Genomic DNA, 17056 nt, shown 5'->3' on the forward strand with positions numbered 1-17056 from the left:
TAATATTTACACGGTATGACCACGGTTCGGTCATTCAGTATATCGTGTACGCGGGCCATGAATATGTTTTTAATATTCATCCAGTAAATGGTATGGCGATCGAGTCACTCGCCGAACGTTTACGGGCAAGCGAAGGAACTTCGACAGGAAGCGGAGGTGTTATGTTACCAGGACAAGGTAAGTTTGGCGTCGTTATTAGTAAAATCCCCGTCATGCAGTCAGGGTTAAAGGTGATCTTCAATGAGAACCTCCCGGATTACGAACTCAGTTTTTGTCGCTCTCATGATGAGCTCACCCTTTTACAACTGCGGCGGGCGGTGCTGGTCGTTGCGGATATCTCCGGCGAGATTGCGCAACCCCGGGCCGTCTGCGAGCGTTATTACGCCCTCATGACCCAGTATCGTGATATTCACTGGGTTTTTATGGTCAGCGACAGCCTCTATCCATTAGCCGTTGAGCTATTAATTCGTCCCGAAAGCTCGCTCATTTCCGAGAGCGAGCCGGTAAACCGGCTGATTGAGGTGATTTGTGCCGGTAGCCGTGCGGCTGAGCAGATTAGCCGTACGCTGTTTACCGGGAATGAGGACAGCGATTTCGCAAGCTACCACTCTGCGGCGATGCTGACCCTGTCAGAGCGAAAAGTTCTGCGCCTTCTGGCGAAGGGATGGGGAATTAACCAGATCGCCGCGCTGTTGAAAAAGAGCAATAAGACGATCAGCGCGCAGAAAAATAGCGCAATGCGTCGCTTATCGCTACGCAGCAACGCTGAAATGTATGCCTGGATCAACAGCGCGCAGGGAATGCAAGAGCTGAATATCAATTCAGCTTACGGGGAGCAAATGGAATGGAAAAAAATAGCACAACCCGTCATGTCGCCATCGTAGAAAAATGTGTGATGACGGAAATGGCCTGGCGCTATATCTTTAGCCGTGAAGATAACAGCCAATACGGCATTCATTTTTTTAAAAATATCAATTTGCTCAGGGCGGTGGAAGCGTCGTTCCCATGGTCAGCAATGATCTTTTCACTTTCAGGGAGTCGTTCGTCCAGAGCCGAGAGCCTGCTTTTTCTTCACGAGATGGCGAGGATCCGACCGGAAGTCCAAACGATTATTCTGGCTAATAATGAAAGCGAAATGCGCCTGATCGGCCATTTAATGCCGTCCTGCCTGCACGGTATATTAAATAAATCTGCGCCGCGACGCGGGTTGCAGGAGCATTTATTACAGCTGCTGGATAATCATTCCCTCGCCGGCAAAGAGCATTTTTGCGGCAGAGAGGCATGCAACGATCCGCTAAGTCCGACGGAGCACGCTATTCTTCGGTATATGTCGTGGGGATATTCGCTTTCGGAAATTGCGGTGCAGCTGAACCGGAACATTAAAACCATCCGCGCGCATAAGTTCAACGCCATGACCAAGCTCGGGGTTCGCTCTGACATTGGTTTATTAAACGCGGCGGATATCTTGCTGCATTTACCGATAAACGGCCCGACCAGCGCCGTTAAACAGGTGGCATAACGCGGCTATATGCATACGTCTACCCATGTTGCGTCGGTGAGCTGCGCCATTCGTTCTGGTTCGATGCGAACGGCGCTGTGAATAGCCCCCGCTGCGGGTAGTACCTCCTGATAGTGCCTGAGCGAGACGTCACAGAAGACGTCCAGCGGATTTTCCAGACCAAACGGGCACACGCCGCCGACCGGATGGCCGGTCCAGGTCACCACCTCATCGCTGCTCAACATACGCGCTTTTGCGCCAAAGGTTTCTTTCAGCTTTTTATTATCCAGCCGCGCATCGCCCCTGGCGACGATCAGTACAATTTTATCTTTGATCTTGAGCGACAGCGTTTTGGCTATTTGTCCCGGCTCAACGTTGTGCGCGGCAGCGGCGAGCGCCACGGTGGCGGTACTCTGGTTTAACTCAATAATTTCGATATCGGGGGCGTGTTCGGCAAAGAACTGCCGTACAGACTGCAGACTCATTGGATTCTCCTGATTTAAGCCTGGTTAAATCTGTCACAAGCCTGGCGGAGTGTAAATATCGGCGCGGACAATCCAGATTCTTTCTATTTTGTCGATCTCCTTCACATTCACCGTAACCGGTTACTGTAACCGGTTGCGGTTATCTGCATTGAGATGAATACTGGAACAGTCACTTCTCCTTTTATTTATAACAAAAGAGCCGTGTATGAATCGTTGTGTTATGAGCAGTATAGCCGGTGATCCACCCGCGGCTTGCTGCATCAAAAAGCGGTCATCGTAACGGCAGGGTAATCGTTGTTGGGCCAGTATCAATAGCCTGTCAGGAGGGCTACTATGTCTGCTAACCATGCTGCGTTTAATTTGATATTTCGCTTTGTAGAAAATTACATAAGCCCCATAGCAGGGCGGATCTCATCGCAGCGTCACGTCATGGCTATCCGTGACGGTTTTATCTCCGCGATGCCGTTTATGATCGTCGGATCGTTTCTGCTGGTGTTTGCTTATCCTCCTTTTTCCCCGGATACCACCTGGGGTTTCGCCCGCGCCTGGCTGGATCTGGCAAAAGAGTTCGAGGGGCGCATTCTGACCCCCTTTGATATGACAATGGGGATCATGTCGATCTACATCTGCGCGGCAATCTCTTACAACCTCGGTAAGCACTACGAGAAATCCAATCAGCTCGATCCCTTTATGTGCGCGATGCTGTCGATCATGGCCTTTTTACTGATTGCCGCGCCGAAGACGAATGGCACGCTGCCGGTGGATAGCCTCGGCGGAACAGGGATCTTTACCGCCATTCTGGTGGCGATCTACTGTGTGGAGATGATGCGTTTTCTCAAGGCACATAACATCGGTATCCGTCTGCCGGATCAGGTCCCTCCGATGATCAAAAATTCCTTTGATCTGTTGATCCCGGTGCTGGTGGTTGTGCTAACGCTCTATCCGCTGAGCCTGTTTATTCAACACCATTTTGACATGCTGATCCCGCAGGCCATTATGGCGATTTTCAAACCGCTGGTTTCGGCGGCCGATTCCCTGCCGGCGATCCTGTTGGCGGTTCTCATCGGCCACCTGCTGTGGTTTGCCGGGATCCACGGTGCGGCGATCGTTTCCGGGATGCTGCAGATGTTCTGGCTGACCAACCTCGGTATGAACCAGCAGGCGCTGGCCCAGGGCGCACCTCTGCCGCATATCTTTATGGAGGCGTTCTGGACCTTCTTTATCGTGGTCGGAGGTTCTGGTGCCACCATGGGGCTGGTGTTCTGCTATCTGCGCAGTCGTTCAGCGCATTTGCGCTCCATTGGTCGTTTGAGCGTGGTGCCAAGCCTGTTTAACATTAACGAGCCGGTCATCTTTGGGACGCCTATTGTCATGAATCCGGTGTTCTTTATTCCGTTCCTGCTGGCGCCGATGGTGAATGCGGTACTGGCCTGGGCGGCAATGAAGCTGGATCTGATCGGCCGCGTCATCTCCGTGGTGCCGTGGACGGCGCCGGCGCCGATTGGCGGTGCCTGGGCGCTGGGCTGGGATTTCCGGGCGGCAATTCTGGTCATCGTTCTGGCCTGCGTGTCGGCGATTATCTACTTCCCGTTCTTTAAGGTGTATGAGAAACAGCTGCTTGCTCAGGAAGCGGAAGAGGCCGAACGGGCGGAACAGGAGAGTCAGCAGACCGCATAAATAGTGACCGGGCGGCCACAGGCTGCCCGTAGCTTATTGGGAACAGGGCGTTATTTTAACGTGCAGTCGCCGCACTGTTGGACGTCCGGCAGGCGATAGCGCTGACAGCAGGTGCGTCGGACTAACTGCCCTTCACGCAGCACGACCGTTCGCCATAGTGGGTTATCCTGACCATCGGCGAGTTGTTTTTCAAAGAAACAGTGCTGGCGCAGGGCGGCAAGCTGCTCATCCCCCAGCAGCGCGCGCATTTCCCCAAGATACCAGTTAATCAGATAGCCTGTATTGCTCCAGATAAGCTTGCCATTGATTTCGCCCGTCGCTTCCAGCGCCTCAATAACCGGCTGCAGGGTGCGCGTCACCAGGGCATCCATCCGCGACAGCGGTGACAGTCTCTCGATGCCGGCATCACTATGGACATCAATCCAGAAACAGGCCGCCCGGCCGCTTTCGTGAAATTCGACGTGGAAATGTTCCGGCGCCAGGCTGAGACCCTGTGGTTCATTGAGCAACGCCAACATCAGCGGCGGCACCAGCAGACCGATATACCATTGCGCCCAGAGCGAGAGCAGAGGTTTCTGTTCCCGTGTCAGCGTTGGCTGATGACGATAGATATGATCGGAATAAGTGGCCAACAGGGAGCGTAAGGCGGTGGGTTGCGACCACTCGGCGAGCGTCAACGCGTGACCTGGAGCGGATTCATCCAGGCGCAGGAAATCGAGCAGATGGGGGCACAGGGTGGCGATTTTTTCCCGAATACTCTCCGCCAGGGCGCGCTCAGCCGTCGGCAAAGGGGCCCGCCAGATAAGTTCATCGCTGAGAGGAAGGGAACGCCAGGCCATTCGATTTCCAGATACAAATCTAAATGATAATGATTCCTGATATTAGTTGTTTGCAGGCGGCATGGCAAGAATTTTGTCGGCGCCACGATGTCGCAGCGCGCGCGGGTTAACTGGCCAAAATAATGTTGCGGCCTTTATTTTTGGCTTCATAGAGTGCGCCATCGGCTCGCGCCAGCGCTTGCTCAATATTGTCATCAATGAGCGGCGTCAGACCAATACTGATGGTCACGTTGGTGGCGACGCTCTCATTAAACATATGCGGGATTTTCAGGTCATAGACCCGCTGTCGAATTCGTTCGGCAGCCTGCCAGGCCGTTTCTTCGCTGCTATTGGTCAGCAGCACCATAAACTCCTCTCCACCAAAGCGGGCGACAATATCGCGCGAGCGTACGGCGTTACGAATGGCAGCAGAGACGCGAATGAGCGCCTGATCGCCCATCATATGACCGTAGTGATCGTTATAGGCTTTGAAATGATCGATATCGAGGAGCAGCACGAAGTGGTTATCGCCGTCCAGCGCCAGCAGGGTATCGAGGCGATTCTGCAGTCCGCGGCGATTATACAAACCGGTCAGGGGATCCAGCATACTGAGATCGTTGAGGGTGTTGCGTTCCTGCATCAGTTTATCCATCAATCCTTGTGTAAAGGCATCGCTGCGCTTCTGGATAATATTTTGCAGGGTAATACCGGCAATAGGCAGCATAAAACAGTAAGTCATGCGCAACCATTGTTCTCCCTCCGCCATTATCAGGCAGGCAAGGAAAGTCGGTAAAGAGTGGAGGGTAAAGGCAGTGATATTATTGGAAAAAGCGATGGTGCCGATAAACAGAATGCTTAATAGGGCGATCACCAGATAGTTAAAATGCGGCGGTGTCAATAGCATCGCCTTTGTCACTACGTGCCATGCCCATAGCATGCCAAATAACAACGAGATAGCGGAAATATTTATTTTCGATTGCGGCCATTTCCAGTGCCAGAGTAGCAGCAACCCGCTGCAGGCCACGATCAGGGCGCAGGGCAGCGTGAAACGAACTACCGTAAATAGGGGGGTGACCAGCGACAGAGAGGAAGAAATGAAATTAAGCAGTAAAAAAAGCCGTAAGGAATATTGATATTTTTGTGCGTAATGTGCTCGCCAGGATTGTGCAGTCATATCGGAAGAATCATTATTAGTCGTTAAATTTCAAAATGATGAAAGCCAAAAATGAAGAGTCTGATAACAATTTGCAAAAAAAGGTTATTTGCAAAATAAGAAAAATATTTAATATATATCGATAATCCGCTTAATTTATCACCTTCATGAATGTATGTCATTACCGCGAACGTAAAGAATAAGGCACAGAGCACTTTGCAAATGACAAATGATAAAAATTATCATATGATATTGGTTATCATTATCGTTGTGAGAGGTAAAACCATGCTGCAGCGAGCATTAGGAAGCGGTTGGGCAGTCGTCGTTCCCGGCGCGCTGATTGTCGCTCTCGGGTATGCCGGGGTGTCGGCTGACGTATGGCGGACGCTGGTCGCGGTGGGCATGCTGATGTCCGCGGTGATGATATGGCATCGTCAACTGCGCCATTTTATCCTGCTGCCATCGTGCGTTGCATTGATTGGTGGGATAATGCTGATGATGGTGGATATCAAACTGAGAGGATAACGTCGGGAGAGGGAAGAATATTGGTGCGAGGGGGGGGACTTGAACCCCCACGTCCGTAAGGACACTAACACCTGAAGCTAGCGCGTCTACCAATTCCGCCACCTTCGCACAGTATTCTTTCTTTGGATATTGCCTCGTTGGTGCGAGGGGGGGGACTTGAACCCCCACGTCCGTAAGGACACTAACACCTGAAGCTAGCGCGTCTACCAATTCCGCCACCTTCGCCCAGTGCGAGCAATATCTTCGTGGATTATGGTGCGAGGGGGGGGACTTGAACCCCCACGTCCGTAAGGACACTAACACCTGAAGCTAGCGCGTCTACCAATTCCGCCACCTTCGCACAGTATTCTTTCTTTGGATATTGCCTCGTTGGTGCGAGGGGGGGGACTTGAACCCCCACGTCCGTAAGGACACTAACACCTGAAGCTAGCGCGTCTACCAATTCCGCCACCTTCGCCCAGTGCGAGCAATATCTTCGTGGATTATGGTGCGAGGGGGGGGACTTGAACCCCCACGTCCGTAAGGACACTAACACCTGAAGCTAGCGCGTCTACCAATTCCGCCACCTTCGCATACCATCGACACTATGAAAGTATCGTTACCACGGAGGCGCATTCTAGTGGTTTTCGGCGACACGTCAATAGTTAATTATGCAGGTTGTATCGATTGCTGCAAAAATGGGCGGATTTGCCCGCGGGAAGCGCCAGCGGCACCAGGAGCGGGCCGCCGGCGTGAAAAGACGATTATTTTTTCGCCTGACGGGTCATGATGGTGCGATAGACCTTAAAACGTCCGGTCTGGGCGATCACCTCATGGAAGCCGAACGTCTCATCCAGCACCTGCGGATACGGCAGGAAGGCGTTGGCGACAATGCGCAGCTCGCCGCCGCTGTTGAGATGGCGAACCGCGCCGCGGATCAGCGCCTGGGCAGCTTCGAGGCTGGTCTGCAGGCCGTCATGGAATGGCGGGTTGGAGATGATCATGTCGAAGCGACCATTGACCTCGGAGAAGACGTTGCTGGCAAACACATCGCCAGCCAGGCCGTTGGCGGCAAGCGTCGCGCGGCTGGCTTCAACCGCCGGGGCGCTGACGTCGCACAGGGTGAGGCGCACTTTCGGCGAATGGCTGGCCAGCGCGGCGGCCAGCACACCCGCGCCGCAGCCGACGTCCAGCACTTTCCCTTTGGTATGCGGCTCGAGGGTGGAGAGCAGCAGCTGGCTGCCGACGTCCAGACCGTCGCGGCTGAAGACGCCCGGTAGGGTTTTAATCATCAGATTATCCAGTGTGTATTCGCCCCAGAAAGCTTCGGCGTCGAAGGCGGGCTGCTTTTCCAGACGGCCATGATAGAGGCCACAGCGGCGAGCGCTATCCACTTTGTTTAATGGCGCGTATTCAGTCAGCATCTGCTCCGCGCTGCGGACGCCGCTGCGGTTTTCACCGACGACGAAAATGTCGCTTCCCACCGGCAGCAGAGAGAGCAGGTTCATCAGCTGGAACTGCGCCTCTGGTTTGTTCTTTGGCCAGTAGTAGATCAGGGTGTCGCACTCGGCGACGTCAGCCGCCTCAGCCACTAAGCTAAAACGGACGGTGTCACCCATCTGGCGGCTGAGGACCTGCCAGTGGTGGAACTGCTGGGTGTGGGCGCGGCTGGCCGCGGTATCCAGACGCGCAGGCAGGTCATCCTGCAGGTCACCGGCAAACAGAACGCGGGCGGACTCGAAATCATCACTGTGGCGCAGCAAGACTTCACTTGCCGGGGTAAAAGCGGACATGAAACACTCCTTCATTAAGACTGGCGCCGATTATAGTAGTTTGTTGGCGCAGATACGACGGATTTGCTATATTGCGCGCTTGTTTAACAGGAGTGTTTCGCTATGACATCCCGACGAGACTGGCAACTACAGCAGCTGGGCATTACCCAGTGGTCGCTGCGCCGACCGGGGGCGTTACAGGGCGAAATCGCTATCTCGCTTCCTGAACATATTCGTTTGGTGATGGTGGCGGAAACCCCGCCGTCGCTGACAGAGCCGCTGATTGGCGACGTATTGCGCGCGCTGGCCGTAACGCCAGATCAGGTCCTGCAGCTGACCCCGGAGCGGGTGGCGATGCTGCCGCAGGACAGCCGCTGTAACAGCTGGCGGTTGGGCACAGAGGCGTCGCTGCCGCTGGCGGGCGCCCAGGTGTCCACCCCCGCTTTTGATGAACTCCAGACCAGCGCGCCGGCTCGCAGGGCGCTCTGGCAACAAATCTGCGCACATGAACACGATTTCTATCCTCAGCACGGCTGATTTAACCCGAGCCTGGCAAATCGAAACCCGCGCCCACGCTTTCCCGTGGAGCGAACAGACCCTGGCCAGTAACCAGGGGGAACGCTATCGCAACTATCAGCTGTCGGTGGATGGCGAAATGGCGGCTTTCGCCATTACGCAAGTGGTGCTGGATGAGGCGACGCTGTTCAATATCGCTGTCGATCCCGCTTACCAGCGCCGTGGCCTGGGGCGAGCGCTGCTGGAACATGTCATTGATGAAGTCGAAAAGCTCGGCGTCGTCACGCTATGGCTGGAGGTGCGCGCCTCCAACGTTGCCGCCCTCGCGCTGTATGAAAGCTTAGGCTTCAATGAAGCGACGATTCGCCGCAACTACTACCCGACGGCCGACGGGCGCGAAGACGCCATTGTTATGGCTCTGCCAATCAGTATGTAAGACAAGGTGATACGATGAAATGGGACTGGATTTTCTTTGATGCCGATGAAACGCTGTTTACGTTTGATTCTTTCAGCGGCTTACAGCGGATGTTTCTCGACTACAGCGTGACCTTTACCGCCGAAGATTTTCAGGACTATCAGGCCGTGAATAAGCCGCTATGGGTGGATTACCAAAACGGCGCCATCACCTCGCTGCAGCTGCAGCACCAGCGTTTTGACAACTGGGCGCAACGTTTGAATGTGCCGCCGGGGGAGCTCAACGACGCGTTTATGAATGCGATGGCGGAAATCTGTGCGCCGCTGCCGGGTGCGGTCTCTCTGCTCAACGCGCTGCAGGGCAAGGTCAAAATGGGCATCATCACCAACGGCTTTACCTCGCTGCAGCAGACTCGTCTGGAGCGGACCGGTTTACGCGATCACTTTGATTTGCTAATTATTTCTGAAGAAGTGGGCGTCGCTAAACCGGACGCGCGCATTTTCGATTACGCGCTGGCGAAGGCGGGTAACCCACCGCGCTCGCGGGTGCTGATGGTCGGCGATACCGCCGAGTCGGATATTCGCGGCGGCGTGAACGCCGGACTGGCGACCTGCTGGCTCAATGCGCATCAGCGCGAGCTGCCGGCGGACCTCGAGCCGGACTGGACGGTGACCTCGTTAAGCGAACTGGAGCAGCTCCTGTGTAAACACTGATTGCCTCCCCCCCGTTGATGGGTAAAATAGCCGCAATTTTTCGTATTCCACATGCGTGGCCCATGGCCGCGTTTACTTAGAAGATTAATTATGACGTTGTCTCCTTATCTGCAAGAGGTGGCCAAACGCCGCACTTTTGCCATTATCTCTCACCCGGATGCCGGTAAGACCACCATCACCGAAAAGGTGCTGCTGTTCGGACAGGCGATTCAGACCGCCGGTACCGTAAAAGGCCGTGGCTCCAGCCAGCACGCGAAATCCGACTGGATGGAGATGGAAAAGCAGCGTGGTATCTCGATCACCACCTCGGTAATGCAGTTCCCGTATCATGACTGTCTGGTGAACCTGCTGGATACCCCGGGGCACGAAGACTTCTCCGAAGATACCTACCGTACCCTGACGGCGGTGGACTGCTGCCTGATGGTGATTGACGCGGCAAAAGGCGTCGAAGATCGGACCCGTAAGCTGATGGAAGTCACCCGTCTGCGCGATACGCCGATCCTCACTTTTATGAACAAACTCGACCGTGATATCCGCGATCCGATGGAGCTGCTGGATGAAGTCGAGAACGAGCTGAAAATTGGCTGCGCGCCGATTACCTGGCCTATCGGCTGCGGTAAGTTGTTCAAGGGCGTCTATCATCTCTACAAAGATGAAACCTACCTGTATCAGACCGGTAAAGGCCATACCATCCAGGAAGTGCGCATCGTGAAGGGGCTCAACAACCCGGATCTTGACGCGGCGGTGGGGGAAGATCTCGCGCAGCAGCTGCGTGACGAGCTGGAGCTGGTGCAGGGCGCGTCGAACGAGTTCGATAAAGATCTGTTCCTGGCCGGGGAAATCACCCCAGTGTTCTTCGGGACCGCGTTAGGTAACTTCGGCGTTGACCATATGCTGGATGGCCTGGTGGAGTGGGCGCCGGCGCCGATGCCGCGTAACACCGACACCCGTGAAGTCAACGCCACGGAAGAGAAGTTCACTGGCTTCGTGTTTAAAATTCAGGCCAATATGGACCCGAAACACCGCGACCGCGTGGCTTTCATGCGCGTGGTGTCCGGTAAATATGAGAAAGGCATGAAGCTGCGTCAGGTGCGCATCGGTAAAGACGTGGTGATCTCCGACGCGCTGACCTTTATGGCCGGCGACCGTTCACACGTCGAGGAAGCCTATCCTGGGGATATTATCGGCCTGCATAACCACGGCACCATTCAGATTGGCGATACCTTCACCCAGGGCGAGATGATGAAGTTCACCGGTATTCCGAACTTCGCACCGGAACTGTTCCGTCGTATTCGCCTGAAGGATCCGCTGAAGCAGAAACAGCTGCTGAAAGGGCTGGTTCAGCTCTCTGAAGAGGGCGCGGTGCAGGTCTTCCGTCCGATCGCCAATAACGATCTGATCGTCGGCGCCGTGGGGGTGCTGCAGTTTGACGTCGTCGTGGCGCGCCTGAAAAGCGAATACAACGTGGAAGCGATTTACGAATCGGTCAACGTGGCCACCGCGCGCTGGGTTGAATCCACTGACGTGAAGAAATTCGAAGAGTTCAAGCGCAAAAACGAAGTTCAGCTGGCACTGGATGGCGGCGATAACCTGACTTACATCGCTCCGACGATGGTCAACCTGAACCTGACGCAGGAGCGTTATCCTGACGTGGTGTTCCGCAAAACGCGCGAGCACTAATCCCTGACGAAGCGCGGCGCAGGCCGCGCTTTTTTCTTCTTCTGCCCGCGCTTCCTTCCTTCTGGAAAGTTCTTAAAACGCCGCTAATTCGTCTGTTTTTTATCCATATCCTCCGCAACCCCTTCGCCTGTCTACTATATTTAATTCGTGTTTTTAAAAATGCTGGCGTAATTCACTGCGATAAGACGCCAGCGCTGGTGAAAAAACGAGGACATCACGATGACCAGACTAAAGAATGCCAATATGTTGCTGGCGCTCTTCTTAGGCTTAGCCGCGTTGAACGCCTCGGCAGAGACGGAAAAAACAACGGTAGACAGTGCGAAGTCAGCTGCCAGCAATGCGGGAGAGGCGGTAGACAATTCGATTAATAAAGTCGGCGATTTTATGGACGACAGCACCATTACCGCGCGGGTAAAGGCGGCGCTGATCGACCATAAGGATATTAACTCCGGCGATATTTCGGTGAAAACGGAAAACAAAGTGGTCACCCTCAGCGGCGACGTCACCAGTGCTGAACAGAAAAGTCAGGCGCTGAGCGTGGCAAAAGCGGTCGAAGGCGTCTCTCAGGTTAACGACAAACTGACGGTGCAGCACAAATCGTCGAGCGAGACGGCGACGCTGAAAGGCTATGCCGGGGATACCGCTATTACCAGCGAAGTGAAAGCCAAGCTGCTGGCGGATGACATTGTCCCTTCGCGCAATGTGAAAGTAGAAACTAACGCCGGCGCCGTGCATCTGACCGGTACGGTGGCTTCCGCTGCGCAGGCTGAGCGCGCCGCAGAGATTGCGAAAGCGGTCTCCGGTGTAAAAAGCGTCCGCAACGATCTTAGCGTGAAGTAAATCGAGTTATTAACAAAAGTGTTGTCTGGCCAAGGTTGCCGAACGAATAGCAGCATCCACTGAGCGATGAGCTAGACAGAAAGGGTGCGCAAACCGCTGTTCACCGTCCATTATGGTAAGGAGAAAAGTATGTTTCGATGGGGAATTATTTTTCTGGTCATTGCATTAATTGCTGCGGCCCTGGGCTTCGGTGGTCTGGCGGGTACTGCCGCTGGCGCCGCGAAAATCGTCTTTGTCGTCGGGATTATCCTGTTCCTGGTGAGCCTGTTTACTGGACGCAGACGTCCTTAGGTGGCCCGCGATGCGGGCGATGCTGAAGCCTGAGCATTTTTACTGACACGTCGTCTTACACAAAGCCAGTCCTGCGGACTGGCTTTCGCGGTTTAAGCGGCGGGCAAATTGCGTTACCTTGTCAGGAGAAGACCAATCGAACAGGAAAGCAGGGTGGGGCAACGCATTCCCGTCACGCTGGGCAATATCGCCCCGCTGGCGGTTAAACCCTTCCGACCAGGCAAGCTGGCGCTGGTGTGTGAAGGCGGGGGACAGCGAGGGATTTTCACCGCCGGGGTTCTGGACGAATTCATGCGCGCCGGATTTAACCCCTTTGACCTGATGCTGGGGACCTCCGCGGGGGCGCAAAACCTCTCCGCCTACATGTGTAATCAGCAAGGCTATGCCCGCAAAGTCATCACCCGCTACACCACCTCACGCCAGTTTTTCGATCCGATGCGCTTTGTGCGCGGCGGCAACCTTATCGATCTCGACTGGCTGGTCGAGGCCACCTCGCAGCAGATGCCGCTGGCCATGAACTATGCTGAAACGCAGTTCGCGCAGGGAAAAGAGCTGTGGATGTGCGCCTGTCGCGGCGACGATTACTCCGCCAGCTATTTTTCACCAACGCCGCAAACCTGGCTGGATCTGATCCGCGCCTCCAGCGCCATCCCTGGATTTTATCGCAGCGGCGTATTGCTTGACGGCGTCAGCTACCTTGACGGCGGCGTCAGCGATGCGATCCCGGTTCAGGAGGCGGCCCGCCGCGGCGCTCAGACCATCGTGGTGATCCGCACCGTCCCCTCGCAGATGTTTTATACCCCGGAGTGGTTTAAGCGGATGGAGCGCTGGCTGGGGGAGAGCAGCCTGCAGCCGCTGGTCAATCTGGTGCATCACCACGAAACCACCTATCGCGCCATCCAGCAGTTCATCGAGAAACCGCCCGGTAAGCTGCGGATCTTCGAAATCTATCCCCAGCGGCCGCTGCGCAGCATGGCGCTTGGCAGCCGACTGCCGGCGCTGCTGGAGGACTACAAAACCGGACGCCAGTGCGGCCGTTATTTCCTGGCCACCGTGGGTAAACTGCTGGCCGACCGGCCGCCGCTGTTGCGCCACGCGCCGCGTGTTGCCCGGCCCTCGCCGGTGGTGGTGCCGCCGGTGCCGGTGGCCAATGAAGCGCCGCAGGCGACCATCATCGCTGCGCCGCAGGCCAATGACGCAAGCTTTAATCATGAGGATCTGGCGTGACGCACCGTTTTATCGATACCCACTGCCACTTCGATTTTCCCCCCTTCGCGGAAGATGAGGTCGCCAGCCTGGCGCGTGCGGCGCAGGCCGGCGTCGGACGAATTATCGTTCCGGCCATCTCCGCTGAGCGTTTTAGCCGCGTGCTGGCGCTGGCGGCGCAGCACGAGGCGCTGTATGCCGCGCTGGGCCTGCATCCGATTGTCATTGAGCAGCATACCGATGAGGGGCTGGCGCAACTGGAGGCGTCGCTTGCGCAGCGCCCGCCAAAACTGGTGGCGGTGGGGGAGATTGGTCTCGATCTCTATCGCGACGAGCCGCAGTTCGATCGTCAGCAGGCGCTGCTGGAAGCGCAGCTGCGTCTGGCGAAGCGTTACGATCTGCCGGTGATTCTTCACTCCCGACGCACCCACGATAAGCTGGCGATGCTGCTGAAAAAACATGCCCTGCCGCGTACTGGGGTGGTACATGGCTTCGCCGGCAGTCTGCAGCAGGCCGAGCGCTTTGTGCAGCTTGGCTATAAGATCGGCGTTGGCGGCACCATTACCTATCCCCGCGCCAGCAAAACCCGCGAGGTGATGGCGCGTCTGCCGCTTTCAGCCCTGCTGCTGGAGACCGATGCCCCGGATATGCCGCTCAATGGCTTTCAGGGACTGCCCAATCGCCCGGAGCAAGCTGCGCGGGTATTTGAGGCCCTGTGCGAACTGCGCCCTGAGCCTCCGGCAGCCATAGCCGAAGGGATAATGCGCAACACACTCGCCTTGTTTTCCTTACCCTCAGCCACTGTATGGTGATCGAATTCTCATAATTGTCCATCCATATCATTGATTTGCTTAAAATGTGTGAAGCCAGGCGGGCAGGATAGTTTCGGGCCGATATAATCACGCCGTTAGTGCTGGACTATCAAAACACAGGGAATCTGTATGCAAATCCTCATGGGACTTATCGGCATGGTGGCGCTGTTGGCCATTGCTGTGCTGCTCTCCAATAATCGAAAAGCCATTAACCTGCGTACCGTGCTCGGCGCCTGGATAATCCAGGTGGGTATCGGCGCGTTAATATTGTATGTACCGGCCGGGCGCTCGGCGCTGTTAGCGATGTCGAACGGCGTCGCCAGCGTTATTGCCTACGGCAATGAAGGGATTAGTTTCATCTTCGGCGGGCTGGTTTCCGATAAAATGTTCGAGGTGTTTGGCGGCGGCGGCTTCGTCTTTGCCCTGCGCGTGCTGCCGGTGATCGTTTTCTTCTCGTCGCTGATTGCCGTGCTTTACTACCTGGGCATTATGCAGCTGGTCATTCGCATTCTCGGCGGCGCGCTGCGGGCGGTTCTGAAGACCTCGCGTACCGAGTCGCTGTCGGCCACGGCGAACATCTTCGTTGGTCAGACCGAAGCGCCGCTGGTGGTGCGTCCTTATATCGCCACCATGACCCGCTCGGAGCTGTTTGCGGTCATGTGCGGCGGCCTGGCCTCGGTGGCGGGTTCCGTGCTGGCGGGCTATGCGCAGATGGGCGTTCCGCTGGAGTACCTGATTGCCGCGTCGTTTATGGCGGCGCCGGGTGGACTGCTGTTTGCCAAAATTATCGTACCGGAAACGGAGAAACCGGACGATAACCCAGCTCATGACCGCCAGAGCGCGGATGCGGATAAACCGGCCAACGTGCTGGACGCCGCCGCCTCCGGCGCCGCGTCTGGTATGCAGCTGGCGCTCAACGTCGGCGCAATGCTGCTGGCGTTTATTGCGCTGATCGCTCTGCTGAACGGCATTCTGTCCGGCGTCGGCGGCTGGTTTAACCATCCGGAGCTGTCGCTGCAGATGATCCTCGGCTGGGTCTTCTCACCGCTGGCGTGGGTGATCGGCGTGCCGTGGCACGAAGCGACGGTAGCGGGGTCGTTTATCGGCCAGAAGCTGATCATTAACGAGTTCGTGGCCTATATGAACTTTGGCGAGTATCTGAAGGCGGACGCTGAGGTGGCGGCGGCCGGGCTGCAGGTCATTTCAGATCACACCAAAGCCATTATCTCTTTCGCGCTATGCGGATTCGCCAATCTGTCATCGATCGCCATCCTGATTGGCGGCCTCGGGGGGATGGCACCCAACCGGCGTCAGGATATCGCCCAGCTTGGGCTGCGTGCGGTGGCGGCGGGGACGCTGTCTAACCTGATGAGCGCCACCATCGCCGGGGTTTTCCTCGCCCTCTAAACCTGTTACCTGAACCAGCGGCCGTCGCGTCGCTGGTTTTATTGAGTTTGTGAAAATTCCATCATTTCTGGTTTTCAGAAAAACCATTTACATTTCAAATGATAATCATTTTATCACCGGCAGTGCGGACAAAATGTGCGCCACGTTGTCGAGTGGCGCTGTTATTATGTGTTAGAATTGTCACATCCCCATTGGTTGCAGAGTTTTGATTATGCTTAAGAGGGGCGTGATGATAATTGTCGCGGTATGCACCGATGTTTCGTGATTAAAATCACATTACAGTAATGCAAATTAGTAAGTAGTTTTCATTAACTGTGATGAATGTCGAAGTGTAACAGCGAGTGAATGTTACAATAGTAACAGACTCGCAAGGTGAACAAACTATTGAACCGGCACTGCGCCGGCGGAGTATGAAATGACTGATTTAAAAGCAAGCAGCCTGCGCGCGTTAAAACTGATGGACCTGACCACCCTGAACGACGACGACACCAATGAGAAGGTGATTGCCCTGTGTCATCAGGCGAAAACCCCGGTGGGTAACACCGCGGCGGTCTGTATCTATCCGCGCTTCATCCCGATTGCCCGTAAGACGCTGAACGAGCAGGGAACGCCGGATATCCGCATCGCCACGGTCACCAACTTCCCGCACGGTAATGACGATATCGACATTGCTCTGGCGGAAACCCGCGCGGCGATCGCTTACGGTGCTGATGAAGTGGACGTGGTTTTCCCGTACCGCGCGCTGATTGCCGGTAACGAACAGGTCGGCTTCGAGCTGGTGAAAGCCTGTAAAGAGGCCTGCGCGGCGGCCAACGTGCTGCTGAAAGTGATCATCGAAACCGGTGAGCTGAAAGAAGAAGCGCTGATCCGTAAAGCGTCTGAAATCTCTATCAAAGCCGGGGCCGATTTCATCAAAACCTCGACCGGTAAAGTGCCGGTGAATGCCACGCCAGAAAGCGCGCGCATCATGATGGAAGTCATTCGTGATATGGGCGTTGAGAAAACCGTTGGCTTCAAACCGGCGGGCGGCGTGCGCAGCGCGGAAGATGCGCAGCAGTTCCTGGCGATCGCCGATGAGCTGTTTGGCGCCGACTGGGCCGATGCTCGTCACTACCGCTTTGGCGCCTCCAGCCTGCTGGCCAGCCTGTTGAAAGCCTTGGGTCACGGCGACGGCAAGAGCACCAGCAGCTACTGATTGTCAGACATTGCCGGATGAGGCTTCACTTATCCGGCCTACAGGATCGTAGGGCGGGTAAGCGTAGCGCCACC

At 55.6% G+C, this 17056-nt stretch carries 19 protein-coding genes and 5 tRNA genes; 14 read left to right on the forward strand and 10 right to left on the reverse strand.

Features of this window, described 5'->3' with window-relative positions; translation table 11 throughout:
* Window positions 1-161 precede the first annotated feature (161 nt).
* Together CE636_RS18535 and bglJ are read left to right on the forward strand one after the other, a co-directional pair.
* Complete coding sequence (locus CE636_RS18535; protein WP_025999143.1) at window positions 162-884, forward strand: helix-turn-helix transcriptional regulator; 723 nt, start codon at window positions 162-164, stop codon at window positions 882-884.
* Window positions 845-1519 (forward strand): DNA-binding transcriptional activator BglJ, encoded by a 675-nt coding sequence (bglJ, locus tag CE636_RS18540; protein WP_025999142.1) that lies wholly within the window; start codon window positions 845-847, stop codon window positions 1517-1519. Before CE636_RS18535 ends, bglJ begins: the two co-directional genes overlap by 40 nt.
* 5 nt (window positions 1520-1524) lie before the next feature.
* Here bglJ and CE636_RS18545 read toward each other — a convergent pair whose 3' ends face one another.
* The gene (locus CE636_RS18545) at window positions 1525-1983 is read right to left on the reverse strand and encodes a YbaK/EbsC family protein (protein WP_004886490.1); all 459 of its coding nucleotides are present in this window, start codon (window positions 1981-1983) and stop codon (window positions 1525-1527) included.
* Between the two features lie 333 nt (window positions 1984-2316).
* Between CE636_RS18545 and CE636_RS18550 the strand changes: the two genes are divergently transcribed.
* On the forward strand, window positions 2317-3660 hold the full coding sequence (locus CE636_RS18550) for a PTS cellobiose transporter subunit IIC (RefSeq protein WP_002887650.1): 1344 nt from the start codon (window positions 2317-2319) through the stop codon (window positions 3658-3660).
* 50 nt (window positions 3661-3710) lie between these two features.
* Here CE636_RS18550 and fhuF read toward each other — a convergent pair whose 3' ends face one another.
* The 3 genes from fhuF to CE636_RS28820 all read right to left on the reverse strand — a co-directional run bounded on the left by fhuF (window position 3711) and on the right by CE636_RS28820 (window position 5846).
* Window positions 3711-4499 (reverse strand): siderophore-iron reductase FhuF, encoded by a 789-nt coding sequence (fhuF, locus tag CE636_RS18555; RefSeq protein ID WP_017899097.1) that lies wholly within the window; start codon window positions 4497-4499, stop codon window positions 3711-3713.
* A 106-nt stretch (window positions 4500-4605) separates the two neighbouring features.
* Window positions 4606-5652, reverse strand: a complete 1047-nt coding sequence (locus CE636_RS18560) for a GGDEF domain-containing protein (RefSeq protein ID WP_017899096.1) — start codon at window positions 5650-5652, stop codon at window positions 4606-4608.
* Window positions 5653-5675: 23 nt separating this feature from the next.
* Complete coding sequence (locus tag CE636_RS28820) at window positions 5676-5846, reverse strand: hypothetical protein (RefSeq protein WP_164852368.1); 171 nt, start codon at window positions 5844-5846, stop codon at window positions 5676-5678.
* Between the two features lie 70 nt (window positions 5847-5916).
* Between CE636_RS28820 and CE636_RS18565 the strand changes: the two genes are divergently transcribed.
* A complete protein-coding gene (locus CE636_RS18565) occupies window positions 5917-6156 on the forward strand; it encodes a DUF1435 domain-containing protein (protein ID WP_025999141.1) in 240 nt (79 codons plus the stop codon).
* Window positions 6157-6177: 21 nt separating this feature from the next.
* Here the strand turns inward: CE636_RS18565 and CE636_RS18570 are convergent.
* The 6 genes from CE636_RS18570 to rsmC all read right to left on the reverse strand — a co-directional run bounded on the left by CE636_RS18570 (window position 6178) and on the right by rsmC (window position 7928).
* Window positions 6178-6264: transfer RNA gene (locus CE636_RS18570), tRNA-Leu, on the reverse strand.
* A 30-nt stretch (window positions 6265-6294) separates the two neighbouring features.
* Window positions 6295-6381, reverse strand: a tRNA-Leu gene (locus CE636_RS18575).
* Window positions 6382-6409: 28 nt separating this feature from the next.
* Window positions 6410-6496, reverse strand: a tRNA-Leu gene (locus tag CE636_RS18580).
* Between the two features lie 30 nt (window positions 6497-6526).
* Window positions 6527-6613, reverse strand: a tRNA-Leu gene (locus CE636_RS18585).
* 28 nt (window positions 6614-6641) lie between these two features.
* Window positions 6642-6728, reverse strand: a tRNA-Leu gene (locus CE636_RS18590).
* A 171-nt stretch (window positions 6729-6899) separates the two neighbouring features.
* Entirely contained in the window at window positions 6900-7928 is a 1029-nt protein-coding gene (rsmC, locus tag CE636_RS18595) for a 16S rRNA (guanine(1207)-N(2))-methyltransferase RsmC (RefSeq protein ID WP_017901236.1), read from the reverse strand.
* Window positions 7929-8030: 102 nt separating this feature from the next.
* Between rsmC and CE636_RS18600 the strand changes: the two genes are divergently transcribed.
* From CE636_RS18600 to deoC, 10 genes are all read left to right on the forward strand, one after another.
* A complete protein-coding gene (locus CE636_RS18600) occupies window positions 8031-8444 on the forward strand; it encodes a DNA polymerase III subunit psi (RefSeq protein WP_004886506.1) in 414 nt (137 codons plus the stop codon).
* Window positions 8413-8859, forward strand: a complete 447-nt coding sequence (gene rimI / locus CE636_RS18605) for a ribosomal protein S18-alanine N-acetyltransferase (protein WP_017901235.1) — start codon at window positions 8413-8415, stop codon at window positions 8857-8859. Before CE636_RS18600 ends, rimI begins: the two co-directional genes overlap by 32 nt.
* 14 nt (window positions 8860-8873) lie before the next feature.
* Window positions 8874-9551, forward strand: coding sequence for a pyrimidine 5'-nucleotidase (yjjG, locus tag CE636_RS18610; RefSeq protein WP_004886511.1), 678 nt, complete (start codon window positions 8874-8876; stop codon window positions 9549-9551).
* 90 nt (window positions 9552-9641) lie between these two features.
* Window positions 9642-11231 carry a peptide chain release factor 3 gene (gene prfC / locus CE636_RS18615; RefSeq protein ID WP_004886513.1) on the forward strand — a complete coding sequence of 530 codons (1590 nt, stop codon included), beginning with the start codon at window positions 9642-9644 and terminating at the stop codon, window positions 11229-11231.
* Window positions 11232-11450: 219 nt separating this feature from the next.
* Window positions 11451-12071, forward strand: a complete 621-nt coding sequence (osmY, locus tag CE636_RS18620) for a molecular chaperone OsmY (RefSeq protein ID WP_017901234.1) — start codon at window positions 11451-11453, stop codon at window positions 12069-12071.
* 129 nt (window positions 12072-12200) lie between these two features.
* On the forward strand, window positions 12201-12362 hold the full coding sequence (locus tag CE636_RS18625) for a DUF1328 domain-containing protein (protein WP_002887716.1): 162 nt from the start codon (window positions 12201-12203) through the stop codon (window positions 12360-12362).
* A 153-nt stretch (window positions 12363-12515) separates the two neighbouring features.
* Window positions 12516-13589: a patatin-like phospholipase family protein gene (locus CE636_RS18630; RefSeq protein ID WP_004886521.1), complete on the forward strand. Its 1074-nt coding sequence runs from the start codon at window positions 12516-12518 to the stop codon at window positions 13587-13589.
* Window positions 13586-14380: a metal-dependent hydrolase gene (locus CE636_RS18635; protein ID WP_017901233.1), complete on the forward strand. Its 795-nt coding sequence runs from the start codon at window positions 13586-13588 to the stop codon at window positions 14378-14380. The genes CE636_RS18630 and CE636_RS18635 overlap by 4 nt, the downstream gene beginning before the upstream one ends.
* A 129-nt stretch (window positions 14381-14509) precedes the next feature.
* Entirely contained in the window at window positions 14510-15787 is a 1278-nt protein-coding gene (locus CE636_RS18640; RefSeq protein ID WP_017901232.1) for a NupC/NupG family nucleoside CNT transporter, read from the forward strand.
* A 415-nt stretch (window positions 15788-16202) separates the two neighbouring features.
* Window positions 16203-16982 (forward strand): deoxyribose-phosphate aldolase, encoded by a 780-nt coding sequence (gene deoC, locus CE636_RS18645; RefSeq protein WP_017901231.1) that lies wholly within the window; start codon window positions 16203-16205, stop codon window positions 16980-16982.
* Window positions 16983-17056: the final 74 nt, after the last annotated feature.

The sequence above is a fragment of the Klebsiella sp. LY genome (assembly GCF_004010915.1).
Taxonomy (GTDB): Bacteria; Pseudomonadota; Gammaproteobacteria; order Enterobacterales; family Enterobacteriaceae; genus Klebsiella; species Klebsiella quasipneumoniae.